25 protein-coding genes and 1 tRNA gene are annotated in these 24,940 nt (G+C 57.4%); 12 read left to right on the forward strand and 14 right to left on the reverse strand.

What is annotated here, in order from left to right; translation table 11 throughout:
- The first annotated feature begins 82 nt into the window (after nt 1–82).
- A complete protein-coding gene (locus tag WDO70_10510) occupies nt 83–721 on the forward strand; it encodes a hypothetical protein (protein ID MEJ0063600.1) in 639 nt (212 codons plus the stop codon).
- 20 nt (nt 722–741) lie between these two features.
- Here the strand turns inward: WDO70_10510 and odhB are convergent, their stop codons facing one another.
- The 4 genes from odhB to WDO70_10530 all read right to left on the reverse strand — a co-directional run bounded on the left by odhB (nt 742) and on the right by WDO70_10530 (nt 6,654).
- Nucleotides 742–1,962, reverse strand: a complete 1,221-nt coding sequence (gene odhB, locus WDO70_10515) for a 2-oxoglutarate dehydrogenase complex dihydrolipoyllysine-residue succinyltransferase (protein ID MEJ0063601.1) — start codon at nt 1,960–1,962, stop codon at nt 742–744.
- 78 nt (nt 1,963–2,040) lie between these two features.
- Nucleotides 2,041–3,123, reverse strand: a complete 1,083-nt coding sequence (locus WDO70_10520; GenBank protein MEJ0063602.1) for a M48 family metalloprotease — start codon at nt 3,121–3,123, stop codon at nt 2,041–2,043.
- A 48-nt stretch (nt 3,124–3,171) separates the two neighbouring features.
- Nucleotides 3,172–3,702, reverse strand: a complete 531-nt coding sequence (locus tag WDO70_10525) for a hypothetical protein (GenBank protein MEJ0063603.1) — start codon at nt 3,700–3,702, stop codon at nt 3,172–3,174.
- A gap of 6 nt (nt 3,703–3,708) precedes the next feature.
- Complete coding sequence (locus WDO70_10530) at nt 3,709–6,654, reverse strand: 2-oxoglutarate dehydrogenase E1 component (protein MEJ0063604.1); 2,946 nt, start codon at nt 6,652–6,654, stop codon at nt 3,709–3,711.
- Nucleotides 6,655–6,950: 296 nt separating this feature from the next.
- Between WDO70_10530 and WDO70_10535 the strand changes: the two genes are divergently transcribed.
- The gene (locus WDO70_10535) at nt 6,951–8,837 is read left to right on the forward strand and encodes a hypothetical protein (GenBank protein ID MEJ0063605.1); all 1,887 of its coding nucleotides are present in this window, start codon (nt 6,951–6,953) and stop codon (nt 8,835–8,837) included.
- A gap of 141 nt (nt 8,838–8,978) precedes the next feature.
- A complete protein-coding gene (locus WDO70_10540; GenBank protein ID MEJ0063606.1) occupies nt 8,979–10,292 on the forward strand; it encodes a sigma-70 family RNA polymerase sigma factor in 1,314 nt (437 codons plus the stop codon).
- Nucleotides 10,293–10,304: 12 nt separating this feature from the next.
- Here the strand turns inward: WDO70_10540 and clpX are convergent, their stop codons facing one another.
- From clpX to tig, 5 genes are all read right to left on the reverse strand, one after another.
- A complete protein-coding gene (gene clpX / locus WDO70_10545; protein ID MEJ0063607.1) occupies nt 10,305–11,573 on the reverse strand; it encodes an ATP-dependent Clp protease ATP-binding subunit ClpX in 1,269 nt (422 codons plus the stop codon).
- 222 nt (nt 11,574–11,795) lie between these two features.
- Nucleotides 11,796–12,644, reverse strand: coding sequence for a hypothetical protein (locus WDO70_10550; protein ID MEJ0063608.1), 849 nt, complete (start codon nt 12,642–12,644; stop codon nt 11,796–11,798).
- Nucleotides 12,645–12,674: 30 nt separating this feature from the next.
- Nucleotides 12,675–13,328, reverse strand: coding sequence for an ATP-dependent Clp endopeptidase proteolytic subunit ClpP (clpP, locus tag WDO70_10555; protein ID MEJ0063609.1), 654 nt, complete (start codon nt 13,326–13,328; stop codon nt 12,675–12,677).
- A gap of 138 nt (nt 13,329–13,466) precedes the next feature.
- Nucleotides 13,467–13,952, reverse strand: coding sequence for a GNAT family N-acetyltransferase (locus WDO70_10560; protein MEJ0063610.1), 486 nt, complete (start codon nt 13,950–13,952; stop codon nt 13,467–13,469).
- A gap of 17 nt (nt 13,953–13,969) precedes the next feature.
- A complete protein-coding gene (tig, locus tag WDO70_10565) occupies nt 13,970–15,337 on the reverse strand; it encodes a trigger factor (GenBank protein MEJ0063611.1) in 1,368 nt (455 codons plus the stop codon).
- A gap of 135 nt (nt 15,338–15,472) precedes the next feature.
- Between tig and WDO70_10570 the strand changes: the two genes are divergently transcribed.
- The 7 genes from WDO70_10570 to ribB all read left to right on the forward strand — a co-directional run bounded on the left by WDO70_10570 (nt 15,473) and on the right by ribB (nt 20,180).
- The gene (locus WDO70_10570) at nt 15,473–15,928 is read left to right on the forward strand and encodes an RpiB/LacA/LacB family sugar-phosphate isomerase (protein ID MEJ0063612.1); all 456 of its coding nucleotides are present in this window, start codon (nt 15,473–15,475) and stop codon (nt 15,926–15,928) included.
- 88 nt (nt 15,929–16,016) lie between these two features.
- Entirely contained in the window at nt 16,017–17,339 is a 1,323-nt protein-coding gene (glyA, locus tag WDO70_10575) for a serine hydroxymethyltransferase (protein MEJ0063613.1), read from the forward strand.
- 15 nt (nt 17,340–17,354) lie between these two features.
- Nucleotides 17,355–17,813, forward strand: coding sequence for a transcriptional regulator NrdR (nrdR, locus tag WDO70_10580; GenBank protein MEJ0063614.1), 459 nt, complete (start codon nt 17,355–17,357; stop codon nt 17,811–17,813).
- 49 nt (nt 17,814–17,862) lie between these two features.
- Nucleotides 17,863–18,141 (forward strand): type II toxin-antitoxin system RelE/ParE family toxin, encoded by a 279-nt coding sequence (locus WDO70_10585; protein ID MEJ0063615.1) that lies wholly within the window; start codon nt 17,863–17,865, stop codon nt 18,139–18,141.
- A gap of 10 nt (nt 18,142–18,151) precedes the next feature.
- Nucleotides 18,152–18,463, forward strand: a complete 312-nt coding sequence (locus WDO70_10590) for a HigA family addiction module antitoxin (protein MEJ0063616.1) — start codon at nt 18,152–18,154, stop codon at nt 18,461–18,463.
- A gap of 14 nt (nt 18,464–18,477) precedes the next feature.
- Nucleotides 18,478–19,071, forward strand: a complete 594-nt coding sequence (locus tag WDO70_10595) for a riboflavin synthase (GenBank protein ID MEJ0063617.1) — start codon at nt 18,478–18,480, stop codon at nt 19,069–19,071.
- On the forward strand, nt 19,068–20,180 hold the full coding sequence (gene ribB, locus WDO70_10600) for a 3,4-dihydroxy-2-butanone-4-phosphate synthase (GenBank protein ID MEJ0063618.1): 1,113 nt from the start codon (nt 19,068–19,070) through the stop codon (nt 20,178–20,180). Before WDO70_10595 ends, ribB begins: the two co-directional genes overlap by 4 nt.
- A 7-nt stretch (nt 20,181–20,187) precedes the next feature.
- On the opposite strand, the gene WDO70_10605 is transcribed toward ribB, so the two are convergent.
- Nucleotides 20,188–21,303 carry a hypothetical protein gene (locus WDO70_10605; protein MEJ0063619.1) on the reverse strand — a complete coding sequence of 372 codons (1,116 nt, stop codon included), beginning with the start codon at nt 21,301–21,303 and terminating at the stop codon, nt 20,188–20,190.
- 134 nt (nt 21,304–21,437) lie between these two features.
- Between WDO70_10605 and WDO70_10610 the strand changes: the two genes are divergently transcribed.
- Together WDO70_10610 and nusB are read left to right on the forward strand one after the other, a co-directional pair.
- Nucleotides 21,438–21,959, forward strand: coding sequence for a 6,7-dimethyl-8-ribityllumazine synthase (locus WDO70_10610; protein ID MEJ0063620.1), 522 nt, complete (start codon nt 21,438–21,440; stop codon nt 21,957–21,959).
- On the forward strand, nt 21,956–22,405 hold the full coding sequence (gene nusB / locus WDO70_10615) for a transcription antitermination factor NusB (GenBank protein MEJ0063621.1): 450 nt from the start codon (nt 21,956–21,958) through the stop codon (nt 22,403–22,405). The genes WDO70_10610 and nusB overlap by 4 nt, the downstream gene beginning before the upstream one ends.
- A gap of 1 nt (nt 22,406) precedes the next feature.
- Here the strand turns inward: nusB and WDO70_10620 are convergent, their stop codons facing one another.
- The 4 genes from WDO70_10620 to WDO70_10635 form a co-directional block, all read right to left on the reverse strand.
- A complete protein-coding gene (locus WDO70_10620) occupies nt 22,407–23,738 on the reverse strand; it encodes a D-alanyl-D-alanine carboxypeptidase family protein (protein MEJ0063622.1) in 1,332 nt (443 codons plus the stop codon).
- Between the two features lie 132 nt (nt 23,739–23,870).
- On the reverse strand, nt 23,871–24,437 hold the full coding sequence (locus tag WDO70_10625; protein ID MEJ0063623.1) for a hypothetical protein: 567 nt from the start codon (nt 24,435–24,437) through the stop codon (nt 23,871–23,873).
- Nucleotides 24,438–24,476: 39 nt separating this feature from the next.
- Nucleotides 24,477–24,553, reverse strand: a tRNA-Arg gene (locus tag WDO70_10630).
- A 57-nt stretch (nt 24,554–24,610) separates the two neighbouring features.
- The gene (locus WDO70_10635; GenBank protein MEJ0063624.1) at nt 24,611–24,934 is read right to left on the reverse strand and encodes an ETC complex I subunit; all 324 of its coding nucleotides are present in this window, start codon (nt 24,932–24,934) and stop codon (nt 24,611–24,613) included.
- Nucleotides 24,935–24,940: the final 6 nt, after the last annotated feature.

The raw sequence follows: 24,940 nt of genomic DNA on the forward strand, positions 1-24,940 counted from the left end.
GGGCCATATAAGCTTATATTCGCTAGCGGCGGCTTCGCTGCTGACGTCGGCGACCTCTTCATTTCCATCGAAAAGCCCTGTGATGCCACCAAGCATTTCGGACAGCGACGGGCCGATCATCGAAGCAGAAATATCCCCTCCCGCCGATTCTGCAGTCGCACCGGATAATAAGCCTTCTCTTTCGCAGCAGAGCCGCGCGCCGGTCGGGACCGTGTCCTCCGGCATGAAGCGCAGCGCCAGAGCCGGGATACTCCCGCCTCTCCGCGCCATAAGACGCATTCAGGCCGTCAGAATCGACGCCCCGCCGGTTGCAATTGAGCAGCCGGACGTCGCGCTGGAGAAACCTGTTCCGCCGCTCAAGAATGACCTGCATGCTTTGGGGATGGATTTACATGGCGGCATGGGCATGGCCGCTCGCATGATGCTGCAGAGGCAGAACAACCAGAACAATTCTCCGGCATGGCTCGCGAACGATCCCAGGCTGCGCAGGCCGGATGAGCCTTTTTCCTATGCGAAGCGCAGGGCTTCGTCGCCGGGGAGCGCGCGAGGCGTCAATCCCGACGCGTATGAACCGCCGTTTTATAGAGTCGATAAAAATTCCAAAGAAGTCATGCCGACAGGGACAGGAACCGGCATTCCCGTTTTTAGCAACGAGAGTATATGCGCCGGGATCAACCCCTCGTTCAGCGGCATTATCGTTAAGATGCGCCTGAATTACTGAACCGTCGGGGACGGTTTGTCTTATACATCCAGCAAAATACGTTCCGGATTTTCGATGCAATCCTTGACGCGGACGAGGAAGGTCACGGCTTCGCGGCCGTCGATGACGCGATGATCGTAGGATAGCGCGACATACATCATTGGCCGGATTTCAACCTTGCCGTTGACGGCGATGGGACGTTCCTTGGTAGCATGCATCCCCAGAATGCCGGATTGCGGCGGATTCAAAATCGGCGTGCTCATCAGCGAGCCATAGATGCCGCCATTGGTGATGGTGAAAGTGCCGCCGGTCAGTTCGGGAATGCTCAGCTTGCCGTCGCGGGCCTTGCCGCCAAGCTCGCCGATGGTTTTTTCCACCCCCGCGAAGCTTAGCTTGTCCGCGTCGCGTACGACCGGAACCACCAGTCCTTGCGGCGTGCCGACCGCGACGCCGATATCGTAGTAATTCTTGTAGACCAGGTCTTCGCCGTCGATTTCGGCATTGACCGCGGGCAATTCCTTGAGCGCGACGATGCATGCCTTGATGAAGAAGCTCATGAAGCCCAGCTTCACGCCGTGCTTCTTCTCGAAGCTTTCCTTATGCTGGTTGCGCAGCGCGATGACGTTGCTCATGTCGATTTCGTTGAATGTCGTGAGCATCGCGGCGGTGTTCTGCGCCTCTTTGAGGCGTTCGGCGATGCGCTGGCGCAGACGCGTCATGCGGACGCGTTCCTCAAGATCGGCGCGCGAGCGCGGCCCGGACGGCGCGGCAGGCGCTTTGGCGGCCGGAGGCGCTGCCTTCGCTGCCGGAGCGGAAGGCGGCGCATAAGCGGCGACATCCTCTTTCAGAATGCGGCCATCGCGGCCCGTTCCCGCCACTTGCGCGGGATCGACGCCTTTTTCATCGGCCAGCTTGCGCGCGGCGGGCATGAGGACGGGAGCGGTAGGAGCCGCCGATACAGCCGGGGCAGGCGCAGCGGCGGCGGCGACAGGCGCGGGCTTGGCCGCGTCGGCTGAGGCGGACGCGCTTTCATCGATGATTCCGAGAAGCGCCCCGACGCCGACATTGCTGCCAGCCGGAGCCTTGATTTCCGTGATAACGCCTGCTTTTGCGGCATTCACTTCAAGCGTCACCTTATCGGTTTCCAGCTCGACCAGAGGTTCGTCGGCCTTTACGGCATCGCCGACATTTTTCAGCCATTTGGCGACGGTGGCTTCGGTGACGGATTCGCCCATGGTCGGAACGAGGATTTGCGTGGTCATGATGATATCTTTGGAAGGATTAAGGATCGACTCAGTCTAACAATTCCGTCGTCCGGGCGAAAGCGGGAATATTCCTTATTAATCGGGGCCGGGAACATCGAGCCGCGCGGCGATTTTGCCCAAATGGCGGCTTCGCCGGTCCTCTCCCGGATGGGTGGCGAATATGATTTCTTTAGCTCTTTTGAAGGCGTGAAGGATTCCGGAGCGCTTCTTGCCTCCGCGTTCGCGGCTGATTTGGTCGTTATGCTGACGCATTTTCAGCAATGCGGAGGATAGCGACCATGGCTCTTTGCTGACCTCGCCCGCGATCCGGTCCGCCTGCCGTTCAGCGGATCTTGAAAAGCTGGCGTCGAAAAGTTTGGTGGCGCTATAGACCAGCGCCGATACCGCCAGTGCTTTGCCCGATCCCGGTACCTTCATCATCAAACCCGTTCCGGTAGCCAAGGCCATCGATGACGGCAAAGCGACATGTTTTATATGTTTCACGAAGCGCCTTGCATCCTGCATGGTGATGAAATTGTTATTGGCCGCTCCGGCAACGAGATAAAAACCGACCGCTCCCACGCCAAGCGCAACAATCCCCTTGGAGTTGAAGAGATTGGCATAGAGATCGATCGCGGCGTTCGCGGTTGCCGTCGATCCGAGCATCACCAGGGCGGCGCGTTTGTATTCGTGCTTGGCGGCCAAATGAGCGACTTCATGAGCTACCACGACACCCTTTTCCTTGACATTTAATACGTTCAGCAGGGAGGTCGTAATCCGGATAACGGACGGCTTTTGCTCCATGTCGATATCAGCTTCGGCGGGGCCGTTGATATCGTTATCCTCGATAATCAGGGCGGGCTTCTTTTTAACGCCTAAAGCTGTCGAGTATAAATGCCTAAACCCGGAAAGCTCGCGCTGGGTTTCAGCGAGATGATCGGAACCAGTCTTTTTTTCTTTGTCTGTCGCGGATGGAGAAGCCGACGATTCCGGCTCTTTATCGCCGAAGGGAGAGAAATAATACGACAGAACGGAAACCAGCAGCGCCGCAGTCGTTTCTATCGGCGAAGCCGCATAGACGGCGACGGCCGTCATGATGGCGGCTTGCATGCCCCCATGCGCGACCAGGCTGGCGACATCCCCGGGCGTATCGATGCGGACTGTTCGATGGCGATGCATGGAGCATGCATATCACGCTCCACGGCAAAAATAATCCGGAAGTTTTGGTTAACCGAACTTAAATCGGTCGGGAGGCAAACGCCGCTCCAGCGGCCGAAGCGGCTCCCGCCCCGACAGTTCCGGCTGGCGCGAGCCAAGCATCATCCATGCTTGAGCGCCGAATTCTTCCGTGAGGCTCTCGGCATTTCGTGTCATTCGCCAATAGCTTCCGTCGATATAGGGCGTCGCATCATATTCCGTGCCGATTAGATTCATCCATTCGAGCTTAGGCAGGCGGCCTTGTTGCACGCCTTCGGCAATGGCGCGCACGCCATCGCGCGCGATGCCGGAATTACCCGCGAGATCGAGCCACCATAGATTTTTTATCGTCTCGCAGCCCGCGAGCGCCACGGCAAAATCGTCTTGGACAGCCAGTTGGGAAGCGTTGAGCGACTTGGTCAGCGACCAATCCACGAGGCGGAACAAGTCCTCCACCGAAACGCCCTCCGCCTTCCACAATTCCACATGGCTCGGCGCGCGGCCCGCCTTGATGATCTCATGGGCCGCAAGCAATTTGGTGTGTCTTCTTGTTTTGGCCATAGGTTTCTACCCCGCCACGGCTTTTACGCCGACGGCCTTTTGCTCCATGCCGAGCGCCGCCGCGATCAGCTCTTCCTGCTCCTTGGTATGGCGCTTGAGCGAGCCGGTGGCGGGCGCGGCTGCCGCGGGACGGCCGATATAGCCCGGACGCTTGGTCTTGCCGCGCAATTCGGTGAGCACGGCTTCGATGCGGCGATCAACGAAAGTCCAGGCGCCCTGATTTTCCGGCTCTTCCTGGCACCAGATGATTTCGGCGTTAAGGTAACGCGACAGTTCTTTGGCGAGCAGCTTGTGCGGGAAAGGATAGAACTGTTCGAGCCGCAGGATCGCCACATCGTCAAGGCCCTGCTTCTCCCGCGCTTCGAGCAGATCGTAATAGACCTTGCCGCTGCAGATCACGGCGCGGCGGATTTTGGCGTCGGGACGCAAATTCGCCGCCGTCTCGCCGATAACCTGCCGGAAAGCCGTGCCCGGCCCAAAATCCGCCAGTTTGGAGACGCATGACTTATGCCGAAGCAGGGATTTCGGCGTGGCGAGGATAAGCGGCTTGCGGAACTTGCGGCGTATCTGGCGGCGCAAGGCGTGGAAATAATTCGCGGGCGTCGTGCAATTCGCCACTTGGAGATTGTCTTCGGCGCATAATTGCAGGAAACGCTCGACGCGGCATGAGCTATGCTCGGGCCCCTGCCCTTCATGGCCGTGCGGCAGCAGCATCGTAATGCCCGACATGCGCAGCCATTTCGATTCCGACGAGGCGATGAACTGGTCGATGATGACCTGCGCGGTATTGACGAAATCGCCGAACTGCGCCTCCCAGCAAACCAGGGCATGAGGCTCGGCCAGCGAGAAGCCGTAATCGAACCCCAGCACCGCCGCTTCGGACAAGGGGCTGTCATGCACCTCGAACGTCGCCTGATCCGGGCGGATGTTCGACAAAGGCCGGTAGCGATTTTCATTGGTCTGATCGTAGAGAGTCGCATGGCGCTGCGAGAATGTGCCGCGCCCGACATCCTGCCCGGAAAGGCGCACGGGCGTATCTTCCGCCAGCAACGTGCCGAAAGCCAACGCCTCCGCCGTCGCCCAGTCGACGCCCTCGCCGGTTTCGATCATGGCTTTCTTGGCTTCGAGCTGCTTGGCGATCTTGGGATTGATATTGAAATTTTCCGGGACTTTGGCCAAGGCGAGGCCGACTTCGCGCAATAATTCAGGCGCGACGCCCGTGCCGCCGTCTTCCTGGCCGGCGGCTTCGAGGCCGAGCCATTTGCCTTCGAGCCAGTCGGCCTTGTTGGGCTTATAGCCGCTGGCGGCCTGGAAATCCTGCTCCAGCTGGGCGAGGAAAGCGCGGTTGATCTCCTCGACCTCGGCCTCGGAGAAGCTGCCTTCTGCCACCAGTTTTTTGCCGTAGACTTCGCGGGTCGTCGGCTGCTGCTTGATCGCGGCATACATCAGCGGCTGGGTAAAGGCCGGCTCGTCGCCTTCGTTATGGCCGTGGCGGCGATAGCAGACCATGTCGATGACGACATCGCGATGGAATTGCTGGCGGTATTCCATCGCCCATTGCGCGCAGCGCGCCACGGCTTCGACATCGTCGCCATTGACGTGGAAAATTGGCGCCTGGATCATCTTGGCGACGTCGGTGCAATAAACGCCGGAGCGGGCATATTGCGGGCTGGTCGTGAAGCCGACCTGGTTATTGATGACGAAATGCAGCGTGCCTCCGGTGCGATATCCCAGCAACTCGGACAGCATCAGCGTTTCGGCGATGACCCCCTGCCCCGCGAACGCGGCGTCGCCATGGATTAATAGCGCCACGACCTGATCGCGTGCGTCGTCCGACGTTCTGTGGCTGCCGGAATATTGCTGCTGTTTGGCGCGCACCCGTCCGACGACGATGGGATCGACCCATTCCAGATGCGAAGGATTGGCGTTCATGGTCAGATGCACCATCTTGCCGCCGAATTCGCGGTCGGTCGAGGTGCCGAGATGGTATTTCACGTCGCCGGAACCCTGGACGCTGGTCGGGGAAGACGGCGTACCCTGGAACTCCGCGAACATGGCGGTAAAAGGCTTGCGCAGGATGTTGGTGAGGACGTTCAGCCGTCCGCGATGCGCCATGCCGATCACGACTTCCTTCAGCCCCAGCGCGGCACCGCGCTCGATCATCGTCTCCAGGGCCGGAATCATGGTTTCGCCGCCTTCGAGGCCGAAACGCTTCACGCCAGTAAATTTAATTTGCAGGAATCTCTCGAATCCCTCGCCCGCCGTCAGGCGCTCCAGCAATTTCTTTTTGGCGGCCTTATCGATCCCCGCGGCTGCGCTGCCTTCGATGCGCGATTGCAGCCAGGCTTTTTCCGCCGGGCTCTGGATATGGGCGAATTCGACGCCGATCGTTCCGCAATAGGCGGTTTGCAGCACGGCCATGATCTGGCGGATGCTAGCCTTCTCCATGCCCAGAAGCCCGTCGATGAAAATCGGGCGATCCATGTCGGCTTCGGCAAAGCCATAGGTGCGGGGGTCGAGCTCCGGCTGAGGCTCGCGTTGCATAAGGCCCAGCGGGTCAAGCGTGGCCGCCAGATGGCCGCGCACGCGATGAACATGCACGAGCCGGATGGCGCGGATGCTGTCGAGCGTTGCTTGCTTCAATTGCTCGAAGGACGGCGTGGCGGCAGTGGCAGCAGGAGTCTGCGGGGCTTTGTCCGCTTTGGCGGAAAGGGGCTTCGACGGCTTGCCGTCGTCGATGGCTCCGTTGCCGACGATCGTGGCCGTCGCGGCGGGCGCCCATGAAGCGCCCCGCATATCGTTCAGTATAGAGCGCTCGTCATCATTCAATTCGTTAAAGAACGCCGTCCAGCTTGGGTCCACCGCCGATGGATTTTGGCGATAGCGGGCATAAAGCTCGGCGACAAAACCGGCGTTCGCGCCGGTGAGGAATGAAGTTTGCGGCAGGTTCATGGTTGTATCCGGTGGATTTTGACTGTTCCCAAAGGCCCATAGAAAAACCGGCCTCATGGGTCAACAAGATAGACCTTTCAGTAGATTTTGGTAGCGTTGTTTAAGGGTTAACCTGAACGGCTCCGCTACCACAGATTGTGACCTGAACGCTTGATCGAGAGTGGTTATGTTCCCTAATTCCAATAGAAACTAATTCTATGAATTTTTTGATATTAAAAACCCAATTATTGTTATAATTTCTATTATTATTTCGATGAATCGTTATATCCTGCATTCGTATTTTTGAGGTCAGACCCATGCAAGCTGCTGGCGGACATGTCATTTTAGACACTCTTAAAAAACGCTCGACTCGGGAACAGGTCGACCTTCTCCATGATATGAGTAAAACCGCCCTCGCTTCCGGCACTGTCGACGAAGCGTTTGTCCGGGATGTCGTCAATATCGCCAGAGATAGCGTATCAGGGAAAGGGGGTAGAGGACTTCCCCGGCTCGTGCGCATGGAGGCGCTGCGTATTTTTACGAACGTCGCGGAGGTTCGACCCGATCTCATCACGAGCGATCATGTGAATGGCATGAAAGCTATCGTTCGCAATCCTCTCGATGAGGATACCTGCATCGCAGCATATCAATGCTTGGAAGTGGTCTCCAGGAAATGCCCTCAAACCCTTAGCCCCTCGAACGGCTACGCTGCCGAAGACTTGGCGGTAGATGGCACCAACCAGCAGAAGAACATGCATATACGCCAAGCCTCCCTGCAGGTTTTGGAGAATCTCAGCGGCCTGGGCCCGGATGATGGGCGACTTCATTATCCCGTTAGCCGGTATATTGCCGCGCCGCTTATAGGCGCTGCTGTAGGGGACGCCGACAAATCCATTCGTTCGTCTGCGCTGCGAATACTTGGCGCCATAGGGAACAACGCTTCGCCGCGCGAGGCCGCCATGCTGGTCGATGTCGTCATGGATCATCCATGCAAGCAGCCTGAACTTTTCATGCAAGCTCTTGCAGTCACGCTGGCGAATGCCCCTCAAGCCGCCACTGAATCCATGGTTCGGGTCTTTGCCAGGCGCGCCATCAAGGAAGAAGACAGGCATGTTCGCGCCGCCGCTCGTCAGGTGCTTGGAGCCGCTCTCGAAAGACGTCCCGATCATGCTCAGATCGTTTTTGATATCGTGGAATCTGCCGCGATTTCTAGGGACGCGGATATTCGCCTTGATGCCCAACGCGTCCTCGCGGTTATGGCCGAGAAATGCCCTTCATTCGGCACGCAGATAAGCTCACTCCTATACAAGACAATGGAAGACAAGGATTGGGAAGTCCGGGCAGCCACCCAGGAAACGGGCGCGGTCCTCGCCAAAAACCGGAAGGCCGCTGTTAACGCGACGTTGATACGGGTGGTTGCGAAAACTGCCCTTCACGATATCGACGCGGATGTTCGCCAAGCCGCGTTGAAGCATTTGACTGTGATAGCCAAGGATCGCCCGGAACAAGCCAATGAGGTTCGCAAGTATGCGCGCGCCGCGCAATCAAGCGTACGGGGTCTCTATGTAGATGCCGCCCGTGAATCCGTCGATGAAATTCTGAACTATATGGACACCGTCCACGAAGCCGCCGATGCAATCCTGCGGGGCGTTCCAGAATATTATAGTTCCCCATCTGCCGGTGCGAATGCCGCAACCGTCATGCCGGTCAGCCCTGCCGATGAAATGCCGGATTTCGCTCTTCGGGGCTCATTTGTTGCCATGGCCGCCGCGCAGCAGAAAGCCGAACCGGCTAGTGTGCCGGCGGCGCAGCCGTTCTGGGAATCTCCTCAGCAAATTCAGGAAATTGCCGATAAGGCTCCCAGAATTGTCTCACTTCCCGTGCCAGCAGCCGGTTCTGAAACGCAAAGAAACGACAAAGAATCTGGAGCAAGCCAGCATACGACTCCTGCGTTATTAAAGGCGCGGAACATAACGGAGACTGGGACGCTTCCCGAAGTGCCGTTTGTTCTTCGGAGTTCTCTGGTTAGCCTTCTGGCCGCTTCGGAACTTCTGGTCGTGCCTCGGGAAGATGCGGTATCCGTCACGAGCGATACCGGCAAGGCGCGTCCTCATAAGCCCGTTCAACATGACAAAAACAGGCTTCATGCGCCGAGCCGCCCGGCGGGCCGCGTCAAACATAATCAAATTCTGCAAGCAGGGTAATAGCCCCGCCATTCAACGGCAACCCATGGCGGTAATCTTAGCGTGAAACTATTTCGGCATTTGCAGCCGATGCTAAAATCGGCATAATGCTCTCATTGTTGGATATTTTGTTACTCAATATATAGCTCCAGGATCATAAATATGCCGAAGCAGGCCATATCGGAAGAATATCGCGCGTCGTCGGACGCCTTGTCGGCGTATATAAAAGAAATCCACGCGGAGGCCAATCTGTTGACTCGGGAAGCGGAGTCGGAGCTTGCCCAGAGCATCCACGACGGACGGAAGAACGTCGTCAAAGAGATTTTGGCAACGCCGGAAGGCGCCGAAAATCTTCAATATTTCTACAGCACCATTGTTCAAAGCAACGTGCCAAAAGAAACCGACCATGAATCGGATGACGATGAAGACATCGGCAAATTCCGCAGCCCCGAAGAAATAGAACATGCTGCGGGACTTGTTTCAAAACTAGATGTTCACCTGAAGAATCTTGAACGGCAGGCAGGAAAAAAACCTCTGAGATCCACCATTACCGCTTTGGAAGAGAAAAAAGATCAATTGGCCGATCTGATACTGGGCACATTCAGGCCGGCGGATAAGGATTTGGACGAGGTTGCCGCACTGAAGCCTTCTTCCGCGCTACGCCAGGCGCAACGCGAGAGAAATGCCGCCAAGGACAAAATGGTCAAGAGCAATCTCAGGCTGGTGATCAGCGTGGCGAAGAAATACAGGCGGACCAGCGTGCCGTTGATAGACCGTGTCCAGGACGGAAATCTCGGGCTGATCAAGGGCATCGAGGTATTCGATCATACGCTAGGCAACAGGATTTCCACCTATGTCACATGGTGGATCAGGCATTATATCAGCCGGGGAGCCGACAATACCGGCAGAACGATCCGCCACCCGGTGCATGCGCTGGAAAAATTTAAAAAAATCAAGGAAGCCGAACGGAGCATGTTCAATCAAACGGGCGTAGACCCCACGGATGAAGATGTCGCGGCGAAATTGAAAATGAAACCAGAAGAGGTCGCCAAGTTTCGTTATCTTACTATCGGCGAGCCTTTAAGCTTGGATGCCCCCGTTGGCGAGAAGGACAGCATAAGCTTCGGGGACATGCTTGCGTCCGACAAATCGCCTCCCGATGCGGGCATAGAGGAAAAACAAAGGGCCGAACTCGCCCGGAGGGTGCTGGAAAAATTGGATGGCATAGATAAAAGGGTTATCCTCAAACGGTTTGGGTTCGACAATAAAGGCGAAGGGTACACGTTCCAAGAAATCGGTGACGTCTATGAGCTTTCGCGGGAAAGAATTCGCCAGATCGAAAGCCGTGGGAAAGAGAAGCTTCGTATCATCGCCAAGCACGAACCGGCGAGCGCGGAATTGTTCCCGACCGGCCCTACCAAACCAACGACTTCCCATGCGCCGAAACGACCGGCGCCCGAAGCAAAGATTGCTTAATTAAGAAGCTTATTAAGCCGTCGCGCCCGCGCCCTTGGCGCGCGCCGACCCGTGGACGAAAACCGGCTTGGCTTTGCCTTCGACGACTTCCCGGTTGACGATGACTTTCTCGACATCTTCCTGGCCGGGAATATCGAACATAGGCTCAAGCAGAATTTGCTCCATGATCGAGCGAAGACCGCGCGCCCCTGTTTTGCGGGCTATAGCCTTCTGCGCGATGCCGGACAAAGCGTCGGCGGTGACTTCAAGCTGCACATCTTCCATCTCGAACAAGCGCTGATACTGCTTGACGATGGCATTCTTGGGCTTGGTCAGGATATCGACCAGCGCCGCTTCGTCGAGATCGCCCAATGTCGCGATGACGGGCAGCCGTCCGATGAATTCTGGGATCAGTCCGAATTTCAGCAGATCGTCCGGTTCCGTTTGTTGCAAAAGCTCTCCGGTGCGGCGCTCTTCCGGCCCGCGCACGTCGGCGCCGAAGCCGATGGATGAGCCGCGCCCGCGCTGGGAGATGATTTTCTCCAGCCCGGCGAACGCACCGCCGCAGATGAACAGGATGTTGGTGGTATCGACCTGCAGGAACTCCTGCTGCGGATGCTTGCGCCCGCCCTGTGGCGGCACGGAAGCGACCGTGCCTTCCATGATTTTCAGCAGGGCCTGCTGCACGCCTTCGCCCGACACGTCGCGCGTGATCGAGGGATTATCGGACTTGCGGCTGATTTTATCGACTTCGTCGATATAGACGATGCCGCGCTGGGCGCGTTCGACATTATAATCGGCGGCCTGAAGCAGCTTCAGGATGATATTCTCGACATCTTCGCCGACATAGCCCGCCTCGGTCAGAGTCGTGGCATCGGCCATCGTGAACGGCACGTCGATGATTCGGGCCAAGGTTTGCGCCAGCAGCGTCTTGCCGCTGCCGGTCGGTCCGACCAGCAGAATATTGGATTTCGCCAATTCCACGTCAGCTTGCTTCGCGCCATGCGCCAGGCGCTTATAGTGGTTATGCACCGCGACCGACAGCACGCGCTTGGCGTGATCCTGGCCGATGACATAATCATCCAGCACCTGCTTGATATCCCGTGGAGAAGGCACGCCGTCGCGGGATTTGACCAGCGTGGTCTTGCTCTCCTCGCGGATGATGTCCATGCATAGCTCGACGCATTCATCGCAGATGAATACCGTTGGCCCGGCAATGAGCTTGCGCACTTCGTGCTGGCTTTTGCCGCAGAAAGAGCAATAGAGCGTATTCTTTGAGTCCGTGCCTGCCGACTTGGTCATGATGGGTGCCTGTTTCTCCTAAACTTCCCCTGAACGATAGCCAGTCAAAAGCCGTCTGTCCATATGGCAAGCCTAGCCGGGAATTGGTTACAGGTTTGTTAAAGAAAACAATCCGTCACCAGGGAAGCTTTTGGCTGCCATACGAGAAAAACCTGCCTTCGTATTCGTCAACGCCTAGAGGTTGCAGTGCAATAACGCGAGAGGTATCTATATCAGATGGGTCTACTCCATTATCATTTCAAGGTATTTTTTGTTCAAATCTATCTGGACGATCTTCATAGCCCGCAGGCCCGCATCTTTCCAATACTGCCCTGCATCGGTTCTCATAAAGGCCACGCCCTGCGCCAGTTCCTCGTCTGAAATTTCGTGATACATCAGGGTCATCGTCAATATGCCTCTTTGCTTGACCCTGCTTTTGGCATCGGCGGTGGTCGCGGCGATCTTGTCCTGCCGCGCCTGCCCCGGCCTGTAGAAAGCCATATTGCTGGAAAAAGCCGCCTGTATCTCATTGAGCATTTGCTGCGCAAATTCGGACGATCCGCTCAGCCGGTCCAGTTCGTATAATAACGTGAGGCGGTCGGCGCTGGTGGGATATACCGGCTCGTAAGCCAGATAATGTTCCCTTCTTTTGCGGCCTTCCGGAGTCGACAGATATTTTTCGGCATCGATGATTTTGCGGCCGACATCGCTGCGGAACCAGTCCAGGGCGGCCTGAAGCTTCTCTTTATCCTTATTCCCGTAAAGAGAATCCTTGAGCAACGCCATGATTCTCGGCATGGCGAATTTCTCCGCCATGGTTTCATCGAAGCGCGACCGTCCTAACGCTGAAAGGGTATTTTTATTTTTCGCCGCGCCTTCTTTCAGAAGATCGACCGCCTCATTCAGACTCACATCCAGGCCGGACGCGATCACAAGCTCGTCAATCAGCCCTGAGACGTCTTCTTGAACGCCATTGCCGGTCTCGGTTTCAGATGCCGCGGCAACGGAATAAGATAAGACAGGCAGCAGCAACCCCGCCGCAAGCAGCAGCGAAGCGCAGGCCATTCGGATCATGATCGCGTGACGCCGCATGACCGCCTCTTTAGGGGAATAGCAAGCGTATTAAGCGGCTTTCGCTTCCGGCTCGGCGCCGCCGGGGCGCTTCTCGACCACTTGATCGATGAGGCCGAAAGTCTTGGCTTCCTCGGCGGACATGAAGTTGTCGCGCTCGACGGCCAATGCGATGACGTCGACTTTTTGCCCGGTGTGCTTGACGTAGATCTGGTTGAGCCGTTCGCGCAGCTTGAGAATCTCGCGCGCCTGGATTTCGATATCGGTTGCCTGACCCTGCGCGCCGCCCGAAGGCTGGTGAATCATGATCCGGCTGTTGGGCAGGGAGAAACGCTTGCCCTTCTCGCCCGCGGCAAGCAGCAGCGATCCCATCGAGCACGCCTGCCCGACGCATACCGTGGATACCGGCGACTTGATATATTGCATGGTGTCGTACATCGCCATGCCGCTGGTGACGATGCCGCCGGGCGAGTTGATGTACAGCGAGATTTCCTTGGCCGGATTTTCCGATTCCAGGAACAGAAGCTGGGCGCAGATCAGGCCCGATATATGGTCTTCTACCTGGCCCTGCAGGAAGATAATCCGCTCCTTGAGAAGCCGCGAATAGATGTCATACGCCCGCTCGCCGCGCGCGGTTTGCTCGACGACCATCGGCACAAGCTGATTGTAATATTGGGCGACGGGATCGCGTTCGATGATAGGCATAAGCGGACAAGCTCCTTCAAGGGTTCAGAATCCTAGATTAGGACGAAGCGCGGCGGAGGGCAAGATGGCACATTTTTGCCTCCTTACCCAGTCATTCCCGCATTACCTGCCATTTGCTTTTCATTCCTATCCTGCCCGTCATTTTAATTTCTTCTCCATAAGTATTTCGTCATAATGAATATTGCCTATGGAAACAGCACGCGATTCAGTGCCGTAAATTTCAAAACCGTTGCGCAGATATGTTTTAATCGCGTCTTTAGCCGTATGAACGACGCGAAGACGCACCTGGTCGACGCGGCTTTTGGCAAGATCAAGAATGCTTTTAAGCAGCCGGTCGCCGATGCCCTTTTTTCGATAAGCAGCGCGGACATAGACGGTGAATATCTGCCCATGACTCTGCACTTTCTCGTCGGCGGGTATATAAAACCCTGTGGCGCCGACCAGATTGCCGTCCTCGAAAGCGCCCAATATCTCACCGTTCAGCCAGCGCCGATAGGCGGCATCGCGCGCTTCTCCGCCTTCTTCTTCCTCAGGGCTACCGAAAGATTCGGGATACAACGCTATGGCTTCCTCGCGCAATTCGTGGAAAGCCTCGATATCATCGACCGTCAGGCGTTTAATCATCGTCACGTCGTCGGCGGCTACGCCACCTTCTTTTTGCCCTTCTTCGGCTTCTTCTCGTCAAGCTTGTCCGGGGCGGCGCGCAGTTCCTCGGGAGTTACCTGCTTTTCCGTTACGGAAGCCTGCGAGATCATGTAGTCGACGGCTTTGTCTTCGAGCAGCGGCGCGCGCAGACGGTCGAGAGCGCCCGGCGTATTCGTGAAATAATCGAAGACCTGCTTTTCCTGTCCGGGATAATTGCGGGTTTCGGCAATTAGCGCCTCGCGCAGCTCCGTCGGCTCGATCTTGATATTCTGCTGCTTGCCGACTTCGGACAAGACCAAGCCGAGGCGCACCCGGCGTTCGGCGATTTCCTGGTATTCGGCCTTAAGCTCTTCGTCGCTCTTGGCCGCGTCTTCCGCGGCGACCGTGCCACGCTCGCGCTCTTCCTCCAGCTGGCTCCAGATAGCCTTGAACTCCGCCTCGACCATGCTTTCCGGCACGGCGAAGTCGTAGATATCGGCAAGGCTGTCGAGCAGTTGACGCTTCATGATGTCGCGCGTCATCTGGCCGTAATCCGCCTGCATTCTTTCGCGTATCTTGGAGCGCAGCGCGTCGATGCTGTCGAAGCCGATTTCCTTGGCCAGCTCGTCATCGAGCGTCAGCGGCGCATGGGCCATGATGTCCTTGACCGTGACCTTGAATTCCGCCGGTTTTCCGGCGAGTTCGGCGGCGTGATAGGCGGCCGGGAATGTCACCTTGACCGTGACTTCGTCCCCTTTCGACCGTCCGGCAAGCTGCTCCTCGAAACCTTCGATAAAGGATTTCGAGCCGAGCTCGAGGCGATGATTTTTGCCCGCCATCCCCGGATGCGGCTTGCCCTCGGAGCTGCCCTCGAAATCGATCAGCAGAACGTCGCCCGTCTGCGCCGGACGCGGCTCGGCCAGGGATTCCGGCCCGCGCGCGCCCTTGGCCATGCGCGTAAGCATGGTCTCGACCTCGCTGTCGGGCACGGAAACCGTTAGCTTTTCCAGACTGATTTTTTTCCCGTCGGTCAGCTTGACCTCGGGCAGAACCTCGAATGCCATGGTATAAACCAGAGGCTTGCTCGCATCGATGTCCTCGATTTCGATCTTCGGACGCATGGCGGGGCGCAGGCTGCGCTCGCTGATGAGCTTATCCGCCGTCTCATTGACGGTTTTCTCGATCACCTCTCCCCGCGCCGCTTCGCCATAGCGCTTACGCAAGACGGGCATCGGCACCTTGCCGGGGCGAAAACCGTCCAATTTGACGGTTTTGCCGATTTGGACCAAGCGTTCCTCTAAATTCTTTTCAATTTCAGAGGATTCAACCGTAATCTTAAACTCGCGCTTTAAGCCTTGCGATGCGAGTTCCTGAACCTGCGTCATGTGCCTTGTTTCCCTGGATATGAATAATGAACCACCGAAATAGGCCAAGTTTCCGGGCAATGCAAGCCGTTGCAAAAGCCTTGGATATTCTGCGGCGTTTCGGCTATTGCTGCCGGGAAACCATAGAGGATCGTGATGCCCACCAGTAAGACCGTCGCCTTCGCCGCCGACCATCGCGGCTTTCCGCTTAAAGAACTGCTGGTCGCCAAGGCCAGGGAGTTGGGCCACCAAGTCATCGATTTGGGCACAAGCAGCGAAGATCGTTGCGATTCAATCGATTACGCGATCAAAATGGCGCGGGCCTTTTCCGGTGACGCTCCCCCTGCCCTGGGCGTTTTGATCTGCGGCACCGGCAACGGAATCGCCATGGTCGCCAATCGGTATGCCAGCATCATTGCCGCCGTGGTGCATGATGCGACGACGGCCAGGATGGCCCGCGAGCATAATAACGCGAATGTCATGGCTCTGGGAGCCCATATCATCGGCAAGGAAGTGGCGTTCGACTGCCTCGAAACTTTTTTGAATACCGAGTTTCTGGGCGGGCGCTATGCCGTCCGGGAAACAAGATTGCGCGGTTTGGGTGGATTATAGGAAATCTTTAGCTCCCGCCATTGGTTTTGCCGGGCAGCCGCATTAGTATGGCGTGAATCGAGCTAACCTGTTTTTGGAGTTTATCGGAATGGCTACCCCCACGAATGTCCGCGTGCAGCATCAGGAATTTCCCGGCGTGAAGGATTTTTTCAAAGCGCCGCTGTCCGAGGCCGATCCGGAAGTGTTCGCCTCCGTTCGCGGCGAGCTCGCCCGCCAGCAGAATCAGATCGAACTGATCGCGTCGGAAAACATCGTCTCGCGCGCGGTTCTCGAAGCGCAGGGATCGGTGCTGACCAACAAATACGCCGAGGGCTATCCGGGCAAGCGCTATTACAATGGCTGCGAACAGGTGGATATCGCGGAACAGCTCGCCATCGACCGGGCCTGCAAGCTGTTCAGCTGCAACTACGCCAACGTCCAGCCGCACTCCGGCGCGCAGGCCAATCAGGCGGTGTTCATGGCGCTGCTGAAGCCCGGCGACACGGTCATGGGCATGTCGCTGGCGGCAGGAGGCCATTTGACCCATGGCGCATCGGTCAGCCAGTCGGGCAAATGGTTTAACGCCGTGCAATACGGCGTGCGTCCCGACGATCACCGCATCGACATGGACGAAGTGGCCAAGCTCGCCCGCGAGCATAAGCCGAAACTCATCATCGCGGGCGGCTCGGCTTATCCGCGCACCATCGATTTCGCTGCGTTCCGGCAAATCGCCGACGAAGTCGGCGCCTTTTTCATGGTGGACATGGCGCATTTCGCCGGCCTGGTCGCCGGGAACGCCTATCCCAGCCCACTGATGTACGCCCATATCGTGACGACGACGACGCACAAGACGTTGCGCGGGCCGCGCGGCGGCATGGTGCTGTCGATGGACGCCGATCTCGGCAAGAAAATCAATTCCGCCGTTTTCCCCGGCTTGCAGGGCGGGCCGCTGATGCATGTCATCGCCGCCAAGGCCGTCGCGTTCGGCGAAGCGCTGCATCCGGCTTTCAGCCAATATGCCCGCTCGGTGATCGAAAACGCCCAGGCGATGGGCGCGGCGCTGACCAAGGCGGGGCTGGATCTGGTTTCCGGCGGCACCGACAGCCATCTGATCCTGGTCGATCTGCGCAAGAAAAACCTGAACGGCAAAATCAGCACTACGTCGCTTGAGCATGCAGGCATCACCTGCAACAAGAACGGCATTCCGTTCGATCCGCTGCCTCCCGCGACGACTTCGGGCATTCGCCTCGGCAGCCCGGCGGGCACGACGCGCGGCTTCGGCGTCGCCGAATTCTTCAGGGTCGGCGAATTGATCGCCGATGTTCTGGACGGCCTGACCCGAAATCCCGACGATAACGGCACGACCGAGAAAAAAGTCTATGCCGAAGTTTTGGATCTGTGCCGCAAATATCCCATCTATCCGGATATGTAAAAATTTGGGCTTAAAATGAAATGTCCATTCTGCGGCTTCGACGATACCCAGGTTAAGGACAGCCGACCGACCGACGACGGCTCATCCATCAGGCGGCGGCGTTTTTGTTCCAGTTGCGGCGCGCGCTTCACGACATTCGAGCGGGTGCAGCTGCGCGAACTCACGGTTCTCAAGAGCAACGGCGAGAAAAAGGCCTTCGAGCGCGACAAGCTCGTGCGCTCGATGAAGATCGCGCTGCGCAAGCGCCCGGTCGATGAAGAACGGCTGGAACACGTGGTCAACAGCGTGGTGCGGCAGCTCGAATCGCTCGGCGAGAACGAAGTCTCCACCAAAAAGATCGGCGAGCTGGTGATGGAAACCCTGCTCACGCTCGATCACGTCGCCTATGTCCGCTACGCCTCGGTCTACCGCGATTTCCGCAGCCCCGGCGACTTCAACGAATTCGTCGATAGCTTGAAGCGCGGGAAGGTTTGAGGCGCGTGATTTCAAGCTTGACAAACAACTCCCAATATGGGAGTATTTAGTGAGAAAATTCAGGGATGTCCGGACGGAGAAGCTTTTTCGGGCTGAAAGCGCCAAAGGAATTCCGCCTGATGTCGCGCAGCGGGCGCATAACAGGCTGCGCATCGTGGCCCGAATGACCTCCTTGCACGACCTGCAGGTTTTTCCGGGCATGAAGCCGGAGCCGCTGAAAGGCGACAGAAAAGGCCAGCATAGCGTGCGCGTGAACGATAAGTGGCGAATTTGTTTCGTATGGAACGGCGCCGAGACAATGGAAATAGAATTCGTCGACTATCACTAGGGACGCACAAATGCCCAAACTCACCCATCCGGGAGAAATCCTGCGCAAGGAATATCTTGAACCCGCCGGTCTTAAAGCCGTTCATCTTGCTCGCGCCACGGGGCTTTCGACGGGACGAATCAGCGAACTCCTGAGCGGCAAGCGCGACATCACCGCCGAAATCGCTCTGCGTCTGGCTCGCGCTACGGGCGCTTCTGCCCGGTTATGGCTTGGGCTGCAAAGCGATTACGATCTATTGAGCGTCGAAAAGAAAAAAGCCGCGATCATTCGCAAGCAAACCAGCTTACTCCATGCTCATGATGCCTGGGCGACGGCTGAATAACGGCATCATGAATCATGTTCACCGGCATCATCAAAGACCTGGGCGAAGTCGCGGCGATTGAAGACACCGCCGACCGCACGCTGACGATCGCCACGAAGCTGCCGCTCGCGGATATGGAGATCGGCGCGTCGATTGCCTGTAATGGAATATGCCTGACAGCCATCGAGATCGAGGGCGGGCGGTTCAAGGTTCAGGCTTCGGCGGAGACTATCGCCAAAACTACGCTGGGTACGTGGCGGCCCGGCACGACAATCAATCTCGAACGCCCGCTGCGCGCCGGCGACGAATTGGGCGGCCATATGGTTTCCGGCCATATCGACGGCGTCGCGGAAATCCTGGAACGCAAGGCCGAAGGCGGATCGGCGCGTTTTGTCCTTCGCCCGCCTCAGGAACTGATGACATTCATCGCGCCCAAAGGGTCGGTGGCGCTGGACGGGGTATCGCTGACGGTCAATGATGTGCTAAATGACAGCTTCGGCATCAACATCATACCGCACACGCAAACATGCACGAATTTCGGGGCGCTACGGCCCGGCGACCGGGTGAATCTGGAAATCGACCTGATGGCGCGCTATCTGGCGCGCATGATCGGGCGCGCCCCAATATGATCGACGATCTGCGCCGCTTCATTTCTACGTCGGAAGAGGTCATCGCCGAGGCGCGGGCCGGGCGCATGTTCATCCTCGCCGACGACGAAGACCGCGAGAATGAGGGCGATCTGGTCATTCCGGCGCAATTCGCCACGCCGGAAGCGATCAATTTCATGGCCAAGCACGGGCGCGGCCTGATTTGCCTCGCGCTCGAGCGCGGCCAGGTCGAGCGGCTCGGTCTGCCGATGATGGCGCAGCAAAACGGCACGCGCTTTCAAACCGCCTTCACGGTATCCATCGAGGCGCGTGAAGGCGTCACCACGGGTATTTCGGCTGCCGACCGCGCCCTTACGATCCAGACCGCCATAGCTCCCGGCGCCGGCCCGCAGCATATCGTCACGCCCGGCCATGTATTTCCGCTGGTGGCGCGCGACGGCGGCGTTCTGGTGCGCGCGGGACAGACCGAAGGCTCGGTCGATATCGCGCGTCTCGCCGGACTAACCCCCGCCGCCGTCATCTGCGAAATCATGAATGACGACGGCACCATGGCGCGGCTGCCCGATCTGGCGCAGATGGCGCAGTTTCACGGACTGAAGCTCGGCACGGTTTCCGACCTGATCGCCCATCGCCGCCGCACCGAAACCATCATCGAGCGCAAGCTGACCACGACGCTGCATAGCGTCCATGGCGGCGATTTCACGATGCATGTCTATGTCAACAAGGCCGCCTACGCCGAACACATCGCGCTGGTGAAAGGCGATCTGAGCGCGCCGGGGCCGGTCATGGTACGGATGCACGCGCTGAACGTCATCGACGACGTTCTGGGCGACCATAGCCATGGGCGCGGCGGAGAATTGCAGGCGGCGATGCGGATGATCGGCGCGGCGGGCCGCGGCGTGGTGGTTCTGCTGCGCGAGGCCCAGCCGACCAGCCTTTCCGTGCGTCTCGAACAGCGCCTTCAGGGCGGCGTGCCGCTGTCGGTTCTGCGCGATTACGGCGTCGGCGCGCAGATTTTGCTTGATCTCGGAATCAGGGATATGATCCTGCTGTCGAATACGGCCAAGACCATCGTCGGGCTTGACGCCTTCGGCCTTAATATCGTCGCGCAGCGCGGAATTGAAGCATAACCGCCGGTTAAATCGTCGGCGCTGGGTTCTTTCGATGTATTTCGCGGTTTATATTTACGCCATCGGCCAGGGGAAGATTATATGCATGAGGTTCAGCGGCAGGCTGTTTCTCGGCAAGGGGAAAAGCCGCTCTGCTTAGTGTTGTTTTATAGATTTTAGTTTTTTTGTTCTCGGCAAAGATTCCCTGACAGTACCCGCTGACCTTAATAGTCCAAGGACTGGCAACTGTTGTATTCGATGGGGTATTCTTGTCGTATACGATAACGACTGTTCGTCCGTCTTCATCGCCGACCGCACGATGCACGGCACCTTGTTTGAGGTGGGGATTTCCGTCTATCATCTTTTTCCAATCACCCTCACTCAACAAGGCCTGAATATGACTGGTGATCATTCCTGCTGGCAAGGGCACCTCGGCCTTGCTTTTAGATTTATTATCCAGGTTTTTATCGATAGCGTAGGTCGTGCTAGAGTTTTTTAATCCATGAATGAACACTCTGTTCCAGCAAGGTTCTGTGGCCGAAGGGCTGAGAGAAATGGGTCCGCAATCGCTGTGCAGTCCTGCTCCCTGCGGCTCAGTCCGCGCCACTCTGATCTCCGACACTAAATTCTTTCGTTCTCCGCCTTCCAGCAGGCCTCGCGCCGCAAGATTGCTGATATGCTCGTCGATGACGGGGTCGCGGTAAGGCTGTGCCGCGACGGCGCCCTTGTATTTCTGTGCGCCTCTGCCGGCATCAATATCCTCAAGCCCATTCTGGTGAATGGGACGCCACGCCTGATCCTCATGACTGGAATCATGAAGAAGAACTCCGATCAGCCTGTCGGACCTATCGTCAGGATTGGCGGGATCGCGTCCGCGCGGCAGAGTCAACACGGCCGGATCATGGCTGAAAAACATCTGCTCATTCAGGGCAAAGGCCTTAAAGCTGTAGCCGTTTTGGTGGGTGATGGTGTGGTGCGAAAGATCGAGATTTTCGCCGCCCTTTTTCCGATCCTGGAGCGCATCGACCCATTTTTCCATGGAGGCGCGCAGGGAGGAATTGTTGTCATAGGGCGCGCAGACATAATTCTTGAACGCCGCCCATGGAATCTCTGTTTGCAGCCCTGCATGATTGTCGAGCGACATTTTCCTTTCCTATCAATGAGATAATGCCAACGCTCCAATACTATATGCAAAATGGTAACATAGAACATTTTGAAAGCATTAAATTTTCGTCCATTCTCTTGCCGTATTTTGAAAAGCCCTATAGTTCTTTAGTCATGCAAACATCCAAATCCCCTCCCCCGCAATTCAAATTCGATAACAAGCCGCATCTGCTGATCGTCGAGGCGCGGTTTTACGAAGATATTTCCGATCATTTATTCGCGGGCGCGCAGGAAGTTCTGGACGCCAACGAGGCGAGTTACGACAGGCTGGAGGTGCCGGGATCGCTGGAGATTCCCGCGGCGATCAATTTCGCGGTCAAGGCGCTGGATTACGATCCGATACGGCGGCGGTTCGACGGCTATATCGCGCTGGGCTGCGTCATCAAGGGCGAGACGCGCCATGACGAGATCGTCGGCAACGGAAGCGCGCGCGGCCTGCAGGAACTGGCGCTGCGATCGGTGCTGGCGATCGGCAACGGCATCCTCACCGTCGACAGCCATGAGCAAGCTCTCGCCCGAGCCACGGTCGATGGCCACAATCGCGGCGGCGCAGCGGCGGCGGCGTGCCTGCGCATGATCGAGATTAAGCAACATTTCCGCCTGATGCCTAAGCGGCGATGGGTGGCAAAATCGTGAACGAAGTTAAAGCGGAGAAAGCTCCGCCATCCGCGAGCGGTGCGCGCCGTGCGGCGCGTCTTGCCGCCGTGCAGGCGCTTTATCAAATGGAGTACGGCCAGGAACGGCATGAAGGGCTTCACCTCGACGATGGCGGCGGCGACGTCGCCGCGCCGGATGGAGCAGTACTGGCCGCTATCGTGCGCACGGCGCAGGAGCGCCGCGCCGATATCGATGAAATCCTGACGAAATCCCTAAGCCCGGAATGGCCGTTGGCGCGGCTCGACTCCGTGCTGCGCGCCGTGCTGCGCGCCGGGGTCGCCGAGTTGCTGCATGACGGCGCGACGCCCGCCGCGATTCTGATGACCGATTATGTGGACGTGGCGCACGCCTTCTTCGGCGGTAAGGAACCCGGCCTCGTCAATGCGGTGCTGGATAAGGTGGCGAAGATTTTGCGCGGCGCGTGATTTACGGCGCGGGCGCGGCGGCCTTCAAATTCGTCCGCAGCTTGTCCGGCGCGCCGCAGATAATCGAGAGGTGCCCGCCTACGAAGGCGCGCTTGGGAACATCGCCGCTCGTCGCGCATTTCACCAAACCGATATCGGCGGGATTGCCCGCCTCGATTTGATCCTCGGGCTTGGCATTACGATCCTTGCCGCAGCCGATCGCAAGCTCTCCCTTGGCGTCTATGTAAATGCGCGGATATTTTCCTGGATTTTCGACGCATTGCGCGTCGCCGATGCGCGTCAGGACGGGAGCGCCGATATCCGCTTCGCGGACGACTTTTCCGGGTTTGATAATAATGGGCTCATGCGATGCCGGCGCCGGGGCCGTCACCACGACAACCGGAGCCACCGCTTTCGGCGTTACGGCAGGCGTCGCGTCGCCGATCCTGGCGACGACAGGCGTATCGGGCAGCATGGAGACGTTCGCGAATCCCTTATCGAGAATTGTCCGCATTTTCGTATCGCGATTGACCTTGGATTCCCCGAACACGACGCCGACGAGGCGCACGCAATGCTTAGCCTCGTCACAGCGTTCTGCCGAGGCCACCAGATTATGACCGGAGGCGTCGACATAGCCGGTCTTGCCGCCATCCATGCCCTCGTAATGTTCCTTCGTCATCAGATTGACGTGATTGGCGTAGGAATGGCCGTTGATAACCGCCGAGGGCGTCTGAAAGAGCTTATATTCTTCCGGAAAATCGGCGATCAGGCGGCTCATCAAAATGGCCATGCTCCGCGCCGTCGTCTTCTGCTTGGGATCGGGCAAGCCGGAAGCATTGCGGAAGACCGTGTTTTCGCTCATGCCGATTTTCTTGGCTTTGGCGGTCATCATGCTTGCGAAATTTTTCTCGCTGCCGCCGACGGCCTCCGCCAATACGACGGCGGCATCGCAGCCGGAATGCACGATCTCGGCTAAGATAGCGTCGCGCACCGAAATCGTCTGGTCTTTCTTGAGCTTGATGTCGAACGCGCCGCCTTCTCCGGCGGCTTCCGCCGCGGCGGAAACCGTGAGCGGCTGCTCCATCGTCAGCTTGTTACTGTGAATCGCTTCAAAGGTCAGATAAAGCGTCATCAGCTTCGCGGTCGAGGCGGGATGGCGCAGCTCGTCGGGATTTTCCGCGTGCAGAACGCGACCGGACTTGGTCTCGATGACGATGGAAGCTTTCGGCCCGTCTCCGGCGCGCGCGGTTGGCGCATAAAGAGCGCTCGCGGTCATTACGCCCATCGCGGTCAATTGCCGCGTGTGCCCGCAGACCCAATTGGTCGCCTTGTCAAAAATATCAGTAATCGCCATTTTATTCCCCGGGATGATCTATCCGGCAAAATACCACCAAAGGCGGGATTCCCAATAACGCTTAAATAGTTTCACGGCGGGGATATTGGTTAATGGGGGGGCCAGTGTAATTTATTTTAACGAAAGCTGTTTTCAAGCTATTTCTTTTATACGTTTACATATCGCTCGCAGCAATGTCTCAACATTCTCTGCGCCCTTGCCATAATCGACCATCGTGGTTGTGAGTATTGGAGCGCTTCTGATTTTAATGTTTGTTGCATTTTCTGCTGGTGCGACAATTATTGTTATTTTCTCTCCCCAGCTTCGCCATGTTGCGCTAACTCTCGCCTCAATGCGACCAGAGGAAGCATCCGCACTTATAATTTGGGCTTTTCTAAGCGAACCTATAGCGTCTTTACATGTCATGAACGCTATGGCTTGTGTATCCGAGATCAGCACTTCCCTATCCTGAATAGGATTCGTACATTCGACATTGAACCCTTTTAATTTGAGGCGTTTTTTTTCTCTAGAATTCAGCCAGGACATGCAGCCGCCAAACAATGCACCTGTAATAACGCCACCAACGAGAGGGGCAATTATCTCGCCGCTTTGAAGAAAAGAAAAAACAGCCATCACGCCGCCGAAATATACCCCTGTCCACAAACCGATGTGTTTCTCTCTCAATCGTAAGAGAGCAGTCTTTCTGGCGCTTATAGACATTCGCATGCCTCCTGTCAGACGACGCTTAAACGTCCGTATTGGCGACCCCGGCGTGACTCGAACACGCAACATCCTGCTTAGAAGGCAGGTGCTCTATCCAGTTGAGCTACGGGGTCGTCGATAACTGGCTTAATGGTTTTCCGTCTTCTTTCTTAAGATCGCGTTCACGGCGCCTATTTCGTCTGCCGTTCCTCATCCTGCGGACGGATATAGCGGAAATTGTCGAGATAATTGCGCGGCTTGATCCGGCGGCATTCCAGCGCCTCGATGTCGCATTTCCAGCCCCGTTTTAAGGCAAAAGCGACGGCTTCTTCCTTCGTGGCGAAGCGCAGCTGGTTGCGCAGTTCCGACAGGGTATCGCCCGCGCTGGTCCAGCCCATGACCGGCTCAGGCCCGCGCGGCGTCGGCAGCACCGGCTCGATCAGCCAGATGAATTTGGTTTTGCCGCGCCCCGACTGCATCGCCGATTTCGACGGCTGATAGATACGGACTTGCATGGAAAT

Source organism: Alphaproteobacteria bacterium (assembly GCA_037200005.1).
Lineage (GTDB): Bacteria > Pseudomonadota > Alphaproteobacteria > UBA9219 > RFNS01 > JBBCGY01.